Genomic DNA, 16,050 nt, shown 5'->3' on the forward strand with positions numbered 1-16,050 from the left:
GCAAACGCTGACGGCTTCGCAGTCGTTCACAGATTCTCTAAGGAAACGGACAGGTTAAGGAGTTTCTCATGGGGGTCTCACAAGGGAAGCTTGGAATTAACCAAATAAAGCCCGCCTAATATCCGGGGATATGCAATCCGAGTCCGCCAACGAAAACTTCGCCCCTGAGGCCGTGCCGGAGGTCGTGTACGAGATCACCTCGACACCGGCCCGCGGCAGCCGCCGCAAGCAAGGCAAGCAGCACAAGGGGTCGGCAGAGGACGGCCCCGTGTTCGTCGACAACTCCGGGCGCCGCGCGAGACTGCTGCGTCGCTGCGGCATGCTGCTGGGGGTCGTCTGCCTCGGTTACGCCGTCGTACTCGGCATGGCGTTCATGGGCTGGGGCATCTCGGCGAGCCCCTCCGAACTGTTCCCCTTCGGCGGAGGCGGCGGCCAGGCCGGCGTCGCGCCGGGCGGCGGTGGCAATGGCCCGCAGCCCCAGGGCGGCGTCGCCCCCGAAGGCCTCCCCTCGGGTGCCGCCGGCGGAGCCCCCGGCGGCACCCCGCCCTCCGGCGCCCCCACCGCCGTACCCTCCCCGTCCGCGTCCGCCACCGCGTCGGCCAACTGACGGGAGCGCAAGCCCTCATGACCACGACGACACCGCCCGCGCGCCGCGGCCGCCGACGCGCCCCCTCCAAGCTTCAACGCGCCACCGGCAAGGCCGCCGCCCTGCAGAAACCCCGGGTGATCCTCGCCCTGCTGCTCCTGCTCGGACTGACCAGCGTGATGCTGCTCGACGGCTATCTGCGCGCCGAGGTCGGCGGCGACCAGCGCGTCCGCACCGGCGCCAGCTCCAGCGACGTACCCGAGGACATCCTCGAAGGCGGGCCGATCCTGACCTTCCGCGGCGGCGAGGCCCAGACGCAGTCCGTGCCGGACAAGACCATCGCGCTCACCTTCGACGACGGCCCGAACCCGACCTGGACCCCGAAGATCCTCGAAGTCCTCAAGAAGTACGACGTCCCGGCGACCTTCTTCGTGGTCGGCTCGATGGTGTCGCGCTACCCGAGCATCGCCGAGGACATGGTCGAAGACGGCCACGAGATCGGCATCCACACCTTCATGCACGTCGACCTCTCGTACCAGAGCGATGCCCGCATCACCCGTGAAATGACCCAGACTCAGCTCGCCCTCGCGGGCGCGGCCGGCATCACGACGACGTTCTTCCGCGCCCCGTACTCCTCCGAGACGGACGCCATCGACAACTACAGCTGGCCCGTCTACCAGAAGCTCGGCGAGGAGGGCTACACCAGCGTCTTCGTCGACACCGACAGCGACGACTGGAAGAAGCCCGGCGCCAAGAAGATCATCAAGTGGGCCACGCCGGAGGACGGCGAGGGCGCCTCGGTCCTCATGCACGACGCGGGCGGTGACCGCTCCCAGACGGTCAAGGCGCTCGGCACGTACATCGAGAAGATGAAGGCCAGGGGCTACACCTTCACCACGGTCAGCGGCGCCCTGCAGAAGGACGACGCCGCGAACGGTCAGCAGACGGGTGCTCCCGGCGGTGCCCCCGGCGACGCCGGCACGGGTGCCACCGCCAACGGGCAGGGCACGCCCGGCACTTCGAACCCCCAGGCCGCCCACCGCACCGCCACCGGCACCACCCTCTACGAGGGCAAGGCCCTCATCGCGGCCGTCTACGTCGCCGAGTACGCCGTACCGGCGTTGTCGGTCGGCCTGATGGTCGTGGGCGTCGCCGTCATGGGCCGCTTCGGGATGATGCTGATCCTCGCCCGCAGCCACTACCGGCAGCGCAACAAACGCCGGTTCAGCTGGGGACCACCGGTCACCGGCCCGGTGTCGGTGATCGTGCCCGCGTACAACGAGAAGGAGTGCATCGCCAACACCCTCCAATCGCTGTCGAAGAGCACCCACCCGATCGAGATCATCGTCGTGGACGACGGTTCGACGGACGGCACCTCCGAGATCGCGCGCGAGGCGGCGGCCTCCCTCGGCATGGTGAACGTCCGCGTCATCCGCCAGGAGAACGCGGGGAAGCCGGCCGCCCTCAACAACGGTGTACGCAGCGCCAGTTACGACATCGTCATCATGATGGACGGCGACACCGTCTTCGAGCCCGACACCGTCGGCAAGCTCGTGCAGCCGTTCGCCGACCCGGGCGTCGGCGCGGTCGCGGGCAACGCGAAGGTCGGCAACCGCAACACCATGATCGGCGCCTGGCAGCACATCGAGTACGTGATGGGCTTCAACCTCGACCGCCGCATGTACGACCTGCTGCGCTGCATGCCCACCATCCCGGGCGCGATCGGCGCGTTCCGCCGCGACGCCGTCCTGGAGGTCGGCGGCATGAGCGAGGACACCCTCGCCGAGGACACCGACATCACCATCGCCATGCACCGCGCGGGCTGGCGCGTCGTCTACCAGGAGCACGCCCGCGCCTGGACCGAGGCCCCCGGTTCCCTGAAGCAGCTGTGGTCCCAGCGCTACCGCTGGTCCTACGGCACCATGCAGGCCCTCTGGAAGCACCGCAAGTCCCTGACGGACAAGGGCCCGTCGGGCCGCTTCGGCCGCGTCGGCATGCCCCTGGTGGTCATCTTCCAGATCATCACACCGGTTTTCGCTCCTCTCATCGACGTCTTCACCGTCTACGCGATGATCTTCGTCGACTTCAAGGCGTCCCTGCTGGCCTGGTTCGCGGTCCTCGGCGTCCAACTCGTCTGCGCCGCCTACGCCTTCAAGCTGGACAAGGAGAAGTACAGGTACCTGCTGATGCTGCCGCTCCAGCAGCTGGCCTACCGCCAGATGATGTACCTCGTCCTCATCCACTCCTGCGTCACCGCCCTGACGGGCGGCCGCCTGAGGTGGCAGAAACTGAAGCGCACCGGCGAGGTGGGAACCCCGGCGGGGGCAGGCTGATGGGTTCGCACCGCAGAGGAGGTCCCGCCGTTCTCGCTCCTGAGAGCCCTGAGAACGGGGACGCCCCCGCATCCCCACCCGAGCCGAAGAGCACCGGCCGGGACCGCTACTTCGACACCCTTCGTGCCCTCGCCCTGATCCGCGTAGTCACTTACCACACCTTCGGCTGGGCCTGGGCCGGCATGGTCTTCCCCTCCATGGGCATCATGTTCGCCCTGGCCGGCACCCTCATGGCCAAGTCCCTCGAACGCCCCCCGCTCAAGGTGATCAGGAACCGCGTCCGGCGGCTCCTGCCCCCCTTCTGGTTCTGGGGCGCCTTCGTGGTGCTCGCCATGCTGATCCACGACTGGATGCCCGGCTGGCAGATCGTCTTCTGGGTCGTCCCCCTGGGCGACCCCCCGGGCAACGCCTGGGCACAGCAGGCGTGGGAGATCCTCTGGTACCTGCGCACCTACCTCTGGTTCGTCCTGCTCTCCCCCCTCCTCCTGAAGCTGTTCCGGCTCGCCCCGATCCCGGTCCTGTTGCTGTCGCTGTCCCCCGTCCTGGTCCTCGGCTTCCTGTGGGAACCCCCGGGCGGCCGCCTCGGCAGCGCCCTGACCGACCTGGCCACCTACCTCTTCTGCTGGATCCTGGGCTTCGCCCACCGCGAGGGCGTCCTGGCGAGGCTGAAGCCGCTCGCCGTCACGGCCCTCTCCCTCGCGGCCCTCGGATTCGGCGCCTGGTACGCCTTCACCCACCAGGAGGAGACCGGCTCGTACGACCTCGACGACATCCCCCTCGCCCAGGCGTTCTTCTCGGCCGGTTTCGTGACGCTGCTGCTGTACGCGAAGGCGTACTTCAAGGTCGACTTCGCCGGACGGTCCCTCCCCCACTCTCGGCTTCGCTCAAGCGGGGGGACCCTCATCCGCCGCCTCGACCGCATCGTCACGATCTTCAACTCCCGCGCGGTGTCGATCTACCTGTGGCACGAGATCGCCCTGATCCTCGCCGTCCCGCTGATCGACCAGTTCTGGAACGTCCCCGCGTTCGAGAAGTACCTGCCGCTGGAGAGCCAGTGGTTCATGTTCGGCATCGGCTGGGTGCTGATCGGCGTGTTCGTCCTGCTCTGCGGGTGGGTGGAGGACGTGGCGGCGAAGAAGAAGCCGAAGCTGTTGCCGTGACTCCGTATGGGCCGGGCGCCGCGTGTGGGCTCGGCCCGTACTGCCACAATGACCCCGTGACCCGCGCATCCCTGGACAAGCAGCCGCACGAAGTCGCCTCGATGTTCGACCGAGTGGCGAAACGGTACGACCTGACCAACGACGTGCTGTCCCTCGGACAGGACCGCCGCTGGCGCAAGGAGGTCGCGCGGGCGGTGGATGCCCGCCCCGCGCAGAAGGTCCTGGACCTGGCGGCCGGCACGGGCACCTCCTCGCTGCCCTTCGCCCAGACCGGCGCGTACGTCGTGCCGTGCGACTTCTCCCTCGGCATGCTCCAGGTCGGCAAGGAGCGCACCTCCTGGCTGCCGTTCACCGCGGGCGACGCGACGAGGCTGCCGTTCAAGGACGACACCTTCGACGCGGTGACCATCTCCTTCGGCCTCAGGAACGTGCAGGACACCGACGCCGCGCTGCGCGAGATGCACCGGGTGACCAAGCCTGGCGGCAGGGTCGTGATCTGCGAGTTCTCGCACCCGACGTGGACGCCGTTCCGGACCGTCTACACCGAGTACCTGATGCGCGCCCTGCCGCCGGTCGCCCGCGCGGTGTCGTCGAACCCGGAGGCGTACGTCTACCTCGCCGAGTCCATCCGCGCCTGGCCCGACCAGTCCGGCCTCGCCGAACGCCTGCGCGAGGCCGGCTGGGACAAGGTCGCCTGGCGGAACCTCTCGGGTGGCGTGGTCGCGCTGCACCGGGGGTTCAAGAGCCACTCGTAGGGCCTCAAGGTTCACCCGGAAGGGGGTTGTCCAAAAGGGCACCTTGTTGACGGGAACCGGTCAACAGAAAACACCGTCCGTTGAATACGTCTGATTACGGCACGAGTTTTCTGGATGACGGAGCGTTCCATGACGTCGTACTGCCCGCACTGCGGGACACCCGCTCCCGACGAGGCGCGCTTCTGCATGAAGTGCGGGCGCGAGCACGTGGCGGCAGCACGGGCCGAGACACCGCCTACCCCCACCACCGCTCCGCCGCCTGCCCCGCCCGCCGGTCCGCCTGGAGCACCGCCTTCCGCTCCTCCGTCGGTTCCGCCTGCCGGTCCGCCCTCGTTCCCGCCCGCCGCGCCCTTCGCGACGGCACCCGGCGTCCCTCCGTCGGCACCACCAGGCGCCCTGCCCGCGGCCCCACCCGGCACACCACCGTCGATGCCGCCCGGCGCCTCACCGGCCATGGCACCGCCGGTCGGCCCGCCGCCCCCTCCTCCCCTGTACGCCCCCGTCCCCGCCCGCCCCTCACCTCTGGGCGCCTTCTTCGGCCGGGCCTTCCGCGGCGACTGGGCCGGATCCGCACTGGCCGCGCTCTGGCCGGTCGGACTGCTGCTCGGCGCCGCCATCGCCCTGGCCATCCCCGACTACGGCCAGGACGACGAGGTCCTCGTCGGCTTCGGCGACCGCATGGGCATCGCCCTGGCCGCCCTCCTCCAGGGCCTCGGCGGCGGTCTCGAGGTCTCGGAGATCAACCCTGACTACTCCAGCGACCTCCAGACCGCGGAGGCCGCCTTCACCCTCTCCCTCGTCCCGCTCACGGTGACCGCTCTGTTCATCGGGGCCCTCTTCATCGGCGTACGGCAACTGCGTACGCGCCTGGCCACGCGGGCCGCGTACGGCGGTGTCGCCGCCGGAGGCACGTGGGGTGGTGCCGGAGGCACCGGGACCGGCCGTACCGCCGGGCTCGAAGCGGCCGTCCGGGTCACGCTGCTGGTGACCGTCGCCGTACTGCTGCTCGGGCTGTTCGCCCAGCCCACCATCGTCCTCGCCGAGATCTCGACGTCCCCCTGGCTCGCGGCACTGGGCGCGCTGCTGCTCACGGCCGCCGTCTCGGGCGCGCTGCTGCAACGCGACGACCTGGCCGTCTGGCTGGCCGTCCGCCCTGGCCCCCAGACCCTGTTCCGGGCGATCGGCACCGCCGTACGCGCCCTGGCGATCGTCCTCGCCCTCTGCTCGATCGTCGCCCTCATCGTCCTCGCCTCGGACAACGAGTGGAAGTCCGACTGGGAGGAGGACGTCAACCCCCTCCTGATCGCCCTGCTCCTCCTCCCGAACATCGCCGTCAACATCCTCGGCATCTCCTGGGGCGCCTCCTTCGAGGGCGAGGTGGGCCGCTCGGGGTACGGCGACGACACGTCGTACGGAAACGACTCGTCCGGCGACTACGGGATGGTGGAATCCTCCGCGTACGGCGGCTACGAGCGCGAGGCCTTCGGGCTCTCCGAACTGGGCGACGCCGTCAACTCCTGGGCGGTCGTGGGCGCGTTGGCACTGGGCGCCGTCTGCGCCCTCACCCTCGGCATCCTCGCGGCCCGCCGCTCCTCGGGCCGAGGCGAGCAACTCCTCGCGGCCGGCATCTTCTTCGGCCTGTTCCTGTTCCTCGCCGGCATCGGCGGCGTCTCGATGGAAGCGTCCGGCTCCGCCACGACCGACCTGGGCGGCGAACTCTCCGCCGCGGGCCAGGTGGACGCCGGCCTCAACATCGCCGAAACCCTCCTCTTCGCCCTCCTCTGGACCTTCGGCGCGGCCTTCCTGGCCCCGTACCTGGTCCAGATGACCGGCGCCCGCACGGCCGTGATCCCGGCCCCGGTCCCCGCGATGCCCCCCGTCCCTTCAACCCCGGCCCCGTCGTACGTGGTCCCCGTGGTCGAACTCGGCCACCAACTTCCGGCAGCCCCGCCGCCCAAGCCCCGCAACCGAGCGCTCGTATGGACCATCACGATCACGGCGGCGTTCATCATCGGAGGAGGCGGAGCGGCGGCAATACTGCTCTGGCAGAAGTAGAGGGCGCCTGATAACCGCAGGCCAACACCCGCGCCCCTCAAGGGGCGCGGGGCTGTATCGATATACGGCTCCGCCGCGTGGGCGCGACAAGCCCACGACGGCCCGCAGTCCGCGACGGTGCTAAGAGACCACCCCGAACGCGGAACTAAACCCGGACAGCGAACGGATCCCCCGGCTCCGCCAACTCCCGGCGCAACCCGGGCGGAGGCCCACCCCGCCGAGGCTCCCGCACACCCCCACCCTCGTCACCCAACTCGAACCACACGGTCACCACAGCCCCCCGCGGCACCTCAACACCCGGCGGAGGGTACTGCCGTACGACGTAGTCCACGACGGCGAGTTCGAAGTCGGCCCGATCCCCCGCGGCCAGCTGAACCCCACTCGCCTCGGCCGCCTCACGCGCGTCCACGGCCATCAGCCCGACGAACCGTGGCACACGCACTTCGAACGACTTGGGTGTTATACGCACAGACGTTCACCCCCCAGCGGTATCGGAAGGGTAACCGCCAAACACGCTCACCCGGAAGCACTGAGTGGCGATCTGCGCCAAATTGCTACTCTGGGTGACGACTTCGGGCTACAAGGCCAGTCGATAACAGTGCCCCACCTGCTGCGAGACAGGCGTCGTGTACGTCTCAGCCAGCTCCATGCCCAGCCGCCGGGTGACGGCTATGGACCGCTCGTTCCGGGCGTTGACCATGGCGACGACGCTGCCGATGCCCGCCGCCCGCACCCGCTCCAGGGTCAGCATCGCGGCAGCGGTCACGTACCCCTTGCCCCAATGCTCACGGGCCAGCCGCCAGCCGATCTCGATCTCGCCGGTGGGGCCCCACTCCCGGGGCCACGGCTGGGCGCCGGTGAAGCCGATGACCCGTCCCTCCTCGTCGAGGACGGTCCACAGACAGAACCCGTACTCGGCGTCGTGGCGCCGCTGGCGTGCGGTGAGCTCCTCGTAGACGGACAGCTCGGCGGACCTGCCGCCATGGAACTCCATGACGTCGGGATCGTCGAAGATCCGGTGCCACGCGAAGGCGTCCTCGTCGGTGGGGACGCGCAGCCGTACGTCGGGCAGAGCTCGGTTCACAGGGGCAGCCCTTCAGCCGGTGATCGGTACCGCTGAATAGACTGCCCATGTCCGACGCCTGTCGGCACATGTTTTCTGGACTTCCAGTCAGCTCTCTGGTCCTCCAGACGTTCCCGCGTTCCCACTACTTCTTGGGGAGAACCCGTCGTGACCGAGCCCCAGCCCCTTACCGAACACACCGCCGATGTGATCGTCGTCGGGGCCGGGCCAGCCGGTTCCACCACCGCGTACTACCTGGCGAAGGCCGGGCTCGACGTGCTGCTCCTGGAGAAGACCTGTTTCCCGAGGGAGAAGGTCTGCGGCGACGGACTCACGCCCCGCGCCACCAAGCAGCTCGTGTCGATGGGCATCGACATCTCGGAGGAGGCGGGCTGGCTCCGTAACAAGGGGCTGCGGATCATCGGCGGCGGCGTCCGCCTCCAGCTCGACTGGCCGGATCTCGCCTCGTACCCCGACTACGGACTCGTCCGCAAACGCGACGACTTCGACGAGCAGCTCGCCCGCCAGGCCCAGAAGGCCGGCGCCCGCCTCCACGAGAACTGCAACGTCAGCGGCCCGATCATCGACGACCGCACAGGCCGCATCACGGGTGTCACGGCCAAGCTCGGCGACCCCGACTCGGGCGAGAAGCGCGAGGTCACCTTCCACGCCCCGCTCGTCGTGGCCGCCGACGGCAACTCCACCCGCCTCTCCCTCGCGATGGGCCTGCACCGCCGCGAGGACCGCCCGATGGGTGTCGCCGTCCGTACGTACTTCACCTCCCCGCGCCACGACGACGACTACCTGGAGTCCTGGCTGGAACTGTGGGACAAGCGGGGCCCGGGCGAGGACCGCCTCCTCCCCGGCTACGGCTGGATCTTCGGCATGGGCGACGGCACCTCCAACGTCGGCCTGGGCGTCCTCAACACCTCCGACTCCTTCAAGGAGCTGGACTGGCGCGAGGTCCTGAAGGCCTGGTGCGCCTCCATGCCCGGGGAGTGGGGCTACACCCCCGAGAACATGACCGGCCCGATCCGCGGCGCCGCCCTCCCCATGGCCTTCAACCGCCAGCCGCACTACACCAAGGGCCTGCTGTTGGTCGGCGACGCCGGCGGCCTGGTCAACCCCTTCAACGGCGAGGGCATCGCCTACGCCATGGAGTCCGGCCAGATCGCCGCCGACGTCATCGTCCAGGCCCACGCCCGCGCCACCCCCGGCCAGCGCGAACTCGCCCTCCAGCGCTACCCCCAGGTCCTCAAGGACACCTACGGCGGCTACTACACGATGGGCCGCGCCTTCGTGAAGCTCATCGGCAACCCCAAGATCATGAAGCTCGCCACCCAGCGCGGCCTCACCCATCCGCTGCTGATGAAGTTCACCCTCAAGCTCCTCGCCAACCTCACCGACCCCACCGGCGGCGACGCGATGGACCGCATCATCAACGGCCTCTCCAAGGTCGCCCCGAAGGCGTAGCCCCACGGTCGTACGGGGTGTTCACGAGCACGGTGTGAGGATGCTGTGCGTGAGCGGGGCGTGACCTTCCGTCCCGCCGCGCACCTTCCTTACCCTCCCGTGCCCATGACAACAGAACACATTCCCGGCCCGGGGCACCCTCAGGAGCAGTCCGGCGCCACGGGTGACACCGCCGGCTCCGGCCACACCCGCAGACATTTCCTCGCGGCCTCCGGAGCCGCGACCGCTGCCGGCCTCGTCTTAGGAACCCCCGCCCCCGCGCACGCCTCCCCGGCCGCCGCGGGCAAACGCGTCGCCGTCCTCGGCGGCGGAGTCTCCGGCCTCAGCGCCGCCCATGAACTCGCCGAACGCGGCTACGCCGTCACCGTCTACGAGTACTACGACGCCCTCGGCGGCAAGGCCCGCTCGATGGACGTCCCCGGCACGGGGGAGGGCGGCCGCAAGCCCCTCCCCGGCGAACACGGCTTCCGTTTCTTCCCCGGCTTCTACCGGAACCTGCCGGACACCATGCGCCGCATCCCCTTCCCGGGCAACGCCGACGGTGTACGCGGCAACCTCCGCAGCGGCACCGAAGCCCTCTTCGCCCGCGGCAGCTCCGGACACGGACGCCCCGACCTGCACTTCCCCCTCCGCCGGGTCACCACCCCACCCGCCCCCGGCGACATGACCCCGTCCTGGATCCGCGACCAGATCCTCTCCGCCCTGGACCTCGGCACCCGCCTCCCCGCCCACGAGGTCGCCTACTTCGCGAACCGCCTCCTCGTCCACCTCACCAGCTGCGACGCCCGCCGCGAGGACGAGTGGGAGAAGACCAGCTGGTGGGAGTTCATCCGGGCCGGGCAGATGAGCGAGGAGTACCGGACCGTCCTCGGCGTCGGCCAGACCCGCAACCTCGTCGCCACCCGAGCCGAGGTCGCCTCCACCCGCACCGTCGGCCGCATCATCGTCGAGGCCCTGCTCCTGTGGGGCCTGCTCGGCCGGGGCATGGACGGCCCCGACGCCGACGTCGACCGCGTCCTCAACGCCCCCACCAGCGAGGCCTGGATCGACCCCTGGGCCACCCATCTCCGCTCCCAGGGCGTTGAGTTCGTGACCGGCACCCAGGTCCGCGAGGTCGTGTACGACTCCGGCCGCGTCACCGGCGTACGCGTCTCCGACCGGGACGGCGGGCCCGTACGCACCATCACGGCCGACCACTACATCTCCGCCCTGCCCGTCGAACACGCCCGCCCCACCTGGGGCCCGGCCCTGCGTGCCGCCGACCCGCAGCTCGCCCGCTGCGACGCGCTGGAGACGGACTGGATGGTCGGCATCATGTTCTACCTGCGCACCCCCACCCCCGTGGTGCACGGCCACATCAACTGCCTCGACTCACCCTGGTCGGTCACCGCCATCGGCCAGGCCCAGTTCTGGGACGGACGGGACTTTCCGGCCGACTACGGCGACGGCCGCGCCCGCGACTGCCTCTCGACCATCATCTCGGAGTGGGACAAACCAGGAATCCTGTACGGGAAGACGGCCCGGGAGTGCACGCGCGAGGAGGTCGTCGCCGAGTGCTGGGCGCAACTCAAGGACGCCCTCAACGACTCGGGCAAGACCACGCTCACCGACGACGACCGCCTCGGCTGGTTCATGGACCCGGCGGTGACCGGCCTCGGCGGCCCCGACCCGCAGAACCGCGAACAACTCCTGATCCACCCCACGGGCACGCTCTACAACCGCCCCACGGCCCGCACGGCCGTACCCAACTTCTTCCTCGCGGGCGACTACGTCCGCACCGATGTGGACCTGGCGACGATGGAGGGCGCCAACGAGTCCGCGCGTCTGGCCGTCAACGCGCTGCTCGACGCGGACGATGCGGACGCCGAGCGCTGTGAGATCAAGGAGCTCTACCGGCCCCCGGAGATGGAGCCCCTGAAGCGTGCCGACGAGACCCGCTACCGGCTGGGCCTGCCGAACACCTTCGACCTGGGCTGAGGACGCCCTGTGGGGCCGCTGTGGCCCTCTGTGCGGGCAGCGCGGAGGGCCGCTGTCCCCGAACGGGAGAGCGGCCCTCCGAAAGGCGCCTGTGCGACCGCGTGGGTCAGAGCACGCGCACCGCACCCGTCGCCGGGTAGCCGGAGAGGTCCTGGATGACGACGCCCTTGGAGGGGTTCGCCGCGTCGAGGTACTGGCCGTTACCGATGTAGACACCCACGTGGTACGCGGAGCCCTTCGAGCCCCAATACAGGATGTCGCCGACCTGGAGGTTGGACAGGGAGACCTCGGTGCCGACCATCGACTGGTCCTGCGAGACCCGGGGGAGGTCCACGCCGACCTGCTTGAACGCGGCCTGGACCAGGGAGGAACAGTCCCACGCGTCGGGGCCGGAGGCGCCCATGACGTACGCGTCGCCGAGCTGCGCCTTGAGGAAGCTGATGACGGTGCCGACGCTGCCGCTGGCGGGCGCGGGCGCGGTCGTCGTCGTGGTGCTGGTGTCGGTGGACGTGAGCGTGGTCCGCTCACTGTCCCGCGAGGCGCGCTCGGCGGCGGCCTTCCGCTCGGCCTCGGCGGCGGCCTTCTTGCGGGCCTCCTCCTTCTTCGCCTTGGCCAGGTCCTTCTCGGCCTGCTTGGCAGCCTGTTCGGCGGCCGCGTCACGCTCGGCCTGCAGCTGATAGCCGGCCGCCATCTGCTGCGTGGCGTCGGCGGACTGCGCGGCCTGCGTGGCCAGGTCGGCAGTGAGGGTGGGCAGTTCGAGCGTCTGCGTCACCGGCTCAGCGGCGAACGCCTGCGCTGACGCACCGGCCACTGCCACGGTGCTGAGAACGCCACCGGCGACTCCGGCACGCACCGCGATCGAAGGCGCGTTGCGGCGGGGCTTCCGGTGGCTGCGTATGTGAGCGGTGTGGGACATGGGTACAAGCGGTACCAGGGGCTGCTCCATACCTTCAAGAAACGTGTCCTGCGCCACAGTTGTTCAACGGAAGCCGCAAATTCCCTGTGCGTCAGTCTTTATTGACGCCGTAACGGGCATTGTGGACACGACCGATCAAGCCCGTGATCATGCGCTTTCGTGATTTCGTCCGAATTGCCCTGCGCTTACCATCGATTGCGGCGAGTGGCCAGGACCGGTTGATTTGATCTCGCTCCGATGTGGCGCAGGTCACGGAACGGTCACCGATCCGGCTGTGCCCCACGCGTGATCGCCCTCGTTCGACGCTCGTGAATGCGTGCACGCGTCCACATCGGTCACGGGATCCCCCTCTGGTGTGTGAATGCGGGTCACTATCAAGCGGTCTCGTCCAGCACCAATTTGCATGCAGCGGAACTCTCTTGATATGGAGATGCCTCTCGTGGCCTGCGATTACGAGTGAAAATGTCACTTCTGGTGACCACTCTGACGCTTCGTGTACGAAGATCGTCGCTCATCCGGCTTCATGATCGTTCGTCAGGTGGTAGAGATCACAAACTCGGTCCTGTACCCCGTGTCGCAGATCACAGACCCGCAGGCATAGGATGCACGGCAGTTGGGCTTGTGACCTGCTTCACATGTTCGCGATCTTCGCCCCGGGACAAGCGGGGCTCGTGGGACAGGTGAGGCAGGAGAGCCGGTCCACGCAATCCGCCAGCAGTCAGTGCCGACTGAGAGGAGCGAGGAGCGGTGAACGCGTATGCGCCCATCCTGGTACTGGGAGCCCTCGGGGCAGGCTTTGCGATCTTCTCCGTGGTCATGGCCACGCTGATCGGCCCGAAGCGCTACAACCGGGCCAAGCTCGAGGCCTACGAGTGCGGAATCGAGCCGACCCCCACGCCGGCCGGCGGCGGGCGCTTCCCGATCAAGTACTACCTGACGGCGATGCTCTTCATCATCTTCGATATCGAGATCGTCTTCCTCTACCCCTGGGCCGTCACCTTCGACGCCCTGGGTGTTTTCGGGCTCGTGGAGATGCTGCTCTTCGTGCTCACCGTCTTCGTCGCCTACGCGTACGTCTGGCGGCGCGGCGGCCTGGAATGGGACTGAGGGGTCTTTAAGCCATGGGACTCGAAGAAAAACTGCCGAGCGGTTTCCTGCTGACCACCGTCGAGCAGGCCGCGGGCTGGGTACGCAAGGCATCCGTCTTCCCCGCCACCTTCGGCCTCGCCTGTTGTGCCATCGAGATGATGACGACGGGCGCGGGCCGCTACGACCTGGCGCGCTTCGGCATGGAGGTGTTCCGCGGATCGCCGCGCCAGGCGGACCTGATGATCGTGGCCGGCCGGGTCAGCCAGAAGATGGCGCCGGTCCTGCGGCAGGTCTACGACCAGATGCCGAACCCGAAGTGGGTGATCTCCATGGGGGTCTGCGCATCGTCCGGCGGCATGTTCAACAACTACGCGATCGTCCAGGGCGTCGACCACATCGTCCCGGTCGACATCTATCTCCCCGGCTGCCCGCCACGGCCGGAGATGCTGATGGACGCGATCCTCAAGCTCCACCAGAAGATCCAGACCTCCAAGCTCGGCGTGAACGCCGAGGAAGCGGCCCGCGAGGCCGAGGAAGCCGCGCTCAAGGCGCTCCCCACCATCGAGATGAAGGGGTTGCTGCGATGAGCGACACCAACAACGGGGTCAACCCCGAGAAGGACCTCGGCGCCTCCAACCTCCCCGGCCAGCGCGGCGAGGGCGGCGAGGAGATCCGCGTCCAGCGCGGCATGTTCGGTGCCAACAACGGCGGCGACACCTCCGGCTACGGCGGCCTCGTCCGCTCGATCCGGCTCCCGGGCGCGGACACACGCCCCTACGGCGGCTGGTTCGACGAGGTCGCCGACGAACTGGAGGGCGCCCTGGAGGAACAGGGCCTCGTCCCCGAGAACGTCATCGACAAGACGGTCGTCGACCGCGGCGAGCTCACCTTCCACATCGAGCGCGAGTACCTGCTCCGCGTCGCCCAGACCCTCCGCGACGACCCGGCCCTCCGTTTCGAACTGTGCACCGGCGTCTCCGGCGTCCACTACCCCGAAGACAAGGGCCGCGAGCTGCACGCCGTCTACCACCTGCGCTCGATCACCCACAACCGGCTGATCCGCCTGGAGGTCTCCGCCCCCGACGCCGACCCGCACATCCCGTCGCTCGTCCCCGTCTATCCGACCAACGACTGGCACGAGCGCGAGACGTACGACTTCTTCGGCATCGTCTTCGACGGCCACCCCGCGCTGACGCGGATCATGATGCCGGACGACTGGCAGGGCTTCCCGCAGCGCAAGGACTACCCCCTCGGCGGCATCCCCGTCGAATACAAGGGCGCCCAGATCCCGGCTCCGGACCAGCGGAGGTCGTACTCATGAGCACGCAGCACGCAACTCCGCGCGAGACCACCGAGGGCACCGTATACACGGTCACCGGCGGCGACTGGGACGAGGTCGTCGAGACCGCGGCCAAGGCGGATGACGAGCGCATCATCGTCAACATGGGCCCGCAGCACCCGTCCACCCACGGTGTGCTCCGGCTCATCCTGGAGATCGACGGTGAGACCGTCACCGAGGCCCGCTGCGGCATCGGCTACCTCCACACCGGCATCGAGAAGAACCTCGAGTTCCGCACGTGGACCCAGGGCACCACCTTCGTGACGCGCATGGACTACCTCACGCCGTTCTTCAACGAGACGGCGTACTGCCTTGCCGTGGAGAAGCTCCTCGGCATCGAGGACCAGATCCCCGACCGCGCCACGATCATCCGGGTGCTCCTCATGGAGCTGAACCGCCTCTCCTCCCACCTGGTGTGCATCGCCACCGGCGGCTTGGAGCTCGGCGCCACCACGATCATGATCTACGGCTTCCGTGATCGTGAACTCATTCTCGACATCTACGAGCTGATCACCGGCCTGCGCATGAACCACGCGTACATCCGGCCCGGCGGACTCGCCCAGGACCTGCCGCCCGGCGCGGTGGACCAGATCCGTGAGTTCGTGAAGAAGATGAAGAAGAACCTTCCCGAGTACGACAAGCTCGCCACCGGGAACCCCATCTTCAAGGCCCGTATGCAGGACGTCGGCTACCTCGACCTGTCCGGCTGCATGGCGCTCGGCGCCACCGGCCCGATCCTCCGCTCCGCCGGCCTCCCGCACGACCTGCGCAAGGCCCAGCCGTACTGCGGCTACGAGACATACGACTTCGACGTCCCGACCGCCGACACCTGCGACTCCTACGGCCGCTTCCTGATCCGCCTGGAGGAGATGCGCCAGTCGCTGCGCATCGTCGAACAGTGCCTGGACCGGCTGCAGCCCGGTCCGGTCATGGTCGCCGACAAGAAGATCGCCTGGCCCGCCCAGCTCGCCCTGGGACCGGACGGCCTCGGCAACTCTCTGGACCACATCAAGAAGATCATGGGCACCTCCATGGAGGCCCTGATCCACCATTTCAAGCTGGTGACCGAGGGCTTCCGCGTCCCGCCGGGACAGGCGTACGCGGCCGTCGAGTCACCCAAGGGCGAACTCGGGGTGCACGTCGTGTCCGACGGAGGCACCCGCCCCTTCCGGGTCCACTTCCGCGACCCGTCCTTCACCAATCTGCAGGCCATGGCGGCGATGTGCGAGGGCGGCCAGGTCGCCGACGTCATCGTCGCCGTCGCGTCCATCGACCCCGTGATGGGAGGCGTCGACCGGTGACCA

The 16,050-nt window shown here is 68.9% G+C and carries 14 protein-coding genes and 1 pseudogene; 12 read left to right on the forward strand and 3 right to left on the reverse strand.

All coding sequences use genetic code 11. The features are described from left to right. The first annotated feature begins 130 nt into the window (after positions 1-130). The 6 genes and pseudogenes from F3T56_RS17125 to F3T56_RS17145 all read left to right on the forward strand — a co-directional run bounded on the left by F3T56_RS17125 (position 131) and on the right by F3T56_RS17145 (position 6,889). Positions 131-607, forward strand: coding sequence for a hypothetical protein (locus tag F3T56_RS17125; protein ID WP_246203657.1), 477 nt, complete (start codon positions 131-133; stop codon positions 605-607). A gap of 17 nt (positions 608-624) precedes the next feature. Continuing rightward, on the forward strand, positions 625-2,919 hold the full coding sequence (locus tag F3T56_RS17130) for a bifunctional polysaccharide deacetylase/glycosyltransferase family 2 protein (RefSeq protein ID WP_149826038.1): 2,295 nt from the start codon (positions 625-627) through the stop codon (positions 2,917-2,919). Further along, complete coding sequence (locus tag F3T56_RS17135; RefSeq protein ID WP_149826039.1) at positions 2,919-4,079, forward strand: acyltransferase family protein; 1,161 nt, start codon at positions 2,919-2,921, stop codon at positions 4,077-4,079. The genes F3T56_RS17130 and F3T56_RS17135 overlap by 1 nt, the downstream gene beginning before the upstream one ends. A 56-nt stretch (positions 4,080-4,135) precedes the next feature. Next, a complete protein-coding gene (locus F3T56_RS17140) occupies positions 4,136-4,834 on the forward strand; it encodes a demethylmenaquinone methyltransferase (RefSeq protein WP_149826040.1) in 699 nt (232 codons plus the stop codon). A 129-nt stretch (positions 4,835-4,963) separates the two neighbouring features. Continuing rightward, a pseudogene (locus F3T56_RS49290) lies at positions 4,964-5,032 on the forward strand (zinc-ribbon domain-containing protein); the annotation flags it as partial. Positions 5,033-5,263: 231 nt separating this feature from the next. Next, positions 5,264-6,889 (forward strand): zinc ribbon domain-containing protein, encoded by a 1,626-nt coding sequence (locus F3T56_RS17145; protein WP_246203669.1) that lies wholly within the window; start codon positions 5,264-5,266, stop codon positions 6,887-6,889. Positions 6,890-7,034: 145 nt separating this feature from the next. Here the strand turns inward: F3T56_RS17145 and F3T56_RS17150 are convergent, their stop codons facing one another. Together F3T56_RS17150 and F3T56_RS17155 are read right to left on the reverse strand one after the other, a co-directional pair. Continuing rightward, the gene (locus F3T56_RS17150; protein ID WP_149826041.1) at positions 7,035-7,358 is read right to left on the reverse strand and encodes a PASTA domain-containing protein; all 324 of its coding nucleotides are present in this window, start codon (positions 7,356-7,358) and stop codon (positions 7,035-7,037) included. Positions 7,359-7,466: 108 nt separating this feature from the next. Beyond that, positions 7,467-7,973, reverse strand: a complete 507-nt coding sequence (locus F3T56_RS17155; RefSeq protein WP_149826042.1) for a GNAT family N-acetyltransferase — start codon at positions 7,971-7,973, stop codon at positions 7,467-7,469. 147 nt (positions 7,974-8,120) lie between these two features. On the opposite strand from F3T56_RS17155, the gene F3T56_RS17160 reads away from it, so the two are divergent. Then, positions 8,121-9,425: a geranylgeranyl reductase family protein gene (locus F3T56_RS17160; protein ID WP_149826043.1), complete on the forward strand. Its 1,305-nt coding sequence runs from the start codon at positions 8,121-8,123 to the stop codon at positions 9,423-9,425. Positions 9,426-9,530: 105 nt separating this feature from the next. Further along, complete coding sequence (locus F3T56_RS17165; RefSeq protein ID WP_246203658.1) at positions 9,531-11,402, forward strand: hydroxysqualene dehydroxylase; 1,872 nt, start codon at positions 9,531-9,533, stop codon at positions 11,400-11,402. A gap of 106 nt (positions 11,403-11,508) precedes the next feature. On the opposite strand, the gene F3T56_RS17170 is transcribed toward F3T56_RS17165, so the two are convergent. After that, positions 11,509-12,348, reverse strand: a complete 840-nt coding sequence (locus F3T56_RS17170) for a C40 family peptidase (protein WP_149826044.1) — start codon at positions 12,346-12,348, stop codon at positions 11,509-11,511. A gap of 717 nt (positions 12,349-13,065) precedes the next feature. Here F3T56_RS17170 and F3T56_RS17175 point away from each other — a divergent pair. Genes F3T56_RS17175 through F3T56_RS17190 form a run of 4 tightly spaced genes read left to right on the forward strand, consistent with a single transcriptional unit; the run spans position 13,066 to position 16,047 of the window. Further along, positions 13,066-13,425 carry an NADH-quinone oxidoreductase subunit A gene (locus tag F3T56_RS17175; protein WP_033319564.1) on the forward strand — a complete coding sequence of 120 codons (360 nt, stop codon included), beginning with the start codon at positions 13,066-13,068 and terminating at the stop codon, positions 13,423-13,425. A gap of 14 nt (positions 13,426-13,439) precedes the next feature. Beyond that, a complete protein-coding gene (locus tag F3T56_RS17180; protein WP_003998928.1) occupies positions 13,440-13,994 on the forward strand; it encodes a NuoB/complex I 20 kDa subunit family protein in 555 nt (184 codons plus the stop codon). Then, positions 13,991-14,728, forward strand: a complete 738-nt coding sequence (locus tag F3T56_RS17185; RefSeq protein WP_149826045.1) for an NADH-quinone oxidoreductase subunit C — start codon at positions 13,991-13,993, stop codon at positions 14,726-14,728. The genes F3T56_RS17180 and F3T56_RS17185 overlap by 4 nt, the downstream gene beginning before the upstream one ends. Continuing rightward, entirely contained in the window at positions 14,725-16,047 is a 1,323-nt protein-coding gene (locus tag F3T56_RS17190; protein WP_149826046.1) for an NADH-quinone oxidoreductase subunit D, read from the forward strand. Before F3T56_RS17185 ends, F3T56_RS17190 begins: the two co-directional genes overlap by 4 nt. Positions 16,048-16,050: the final 3 nt, after the last annotated feature.

The organism is Streptomyces tailanensis (assembly GCF_008386495.1).
Lineage (GTDB): Bacteria > Actinomycetota > Actinomycetes > Streptomycetales > Streptomycetaceae > Streptomyces > Streptomyces tailanensis.

What these genes read in the sequence shown, in the direction of transcription:
- F3T56_RS17125 (WP_246203657.1), top strand. Translation starts at nt 131, where the DNA reads ATGCAATCCGAGTCCGCCAACGAAAACTTCGCCCCTGAGGCCGTGCCG.
- F3T56_RS17130 (WP_149826038.1), top strand. Translation starts at nt 625, where the DNA reads ATGACCACGACGACACCGCCCGCGCGCCGCGGCCGCCGACGCGCCCCC.
- F3T56_RS17135 (WP_149826039.1), top strand. Translation starts at nt 2,919, where the DNA reads ATGGGTTCGCACCGCAGAGGAGGTCCCGCCGTTCTCGCTCCTGAGAGC.
- F3T56_RS17145 (WP_246203669.1), top strand. Translation starts at nt 5,264, where the DNA reads ATGCCGCCCGGCGCCTCACCGGCCATGGCACCGCCGGTCGGCCCGCCG.
- F3T56_RS17165 (WP_246203658.1), top strand. Translation starts at nt 9,531, where the DNA reads ATGACAACAGAACACATTCCCGGCCCGGGGCACCCTCAGGAGCAGTCC.
- F3T56_RS17170 (WP_149826044.1), bottom strand. Translation starts at nt 12,348, where the DNA reads ATGGAGCAGCCCCTGGTACCGCTTGTACCCATGTCCCACACCGCTCAC.
- F3T56_RS17180 (WP_003998928.1), top strand. Translation starts at nt 13,440, where the DNA reads ATGGGACTCGAAGAAAAACTGCCGAGCGGTTTCCTGCTGACCACCGTC.
- F3T56_RS17185 (WP_149826045.1), top strand. Translation starts at nt 13,991, where the DNA reads ATGAGCGACACCAACAACGGGGTCAACCCCGAGAAGGACCTCGGCGCC.
- F3T56_RS17190 (WP_149826046.1), top strand. Translation starts at nt 14,725, where the DNA reads ATGAGCACGCAGCACGCAACTCCGCGCGAGACCACCGAGGGCACCGTA.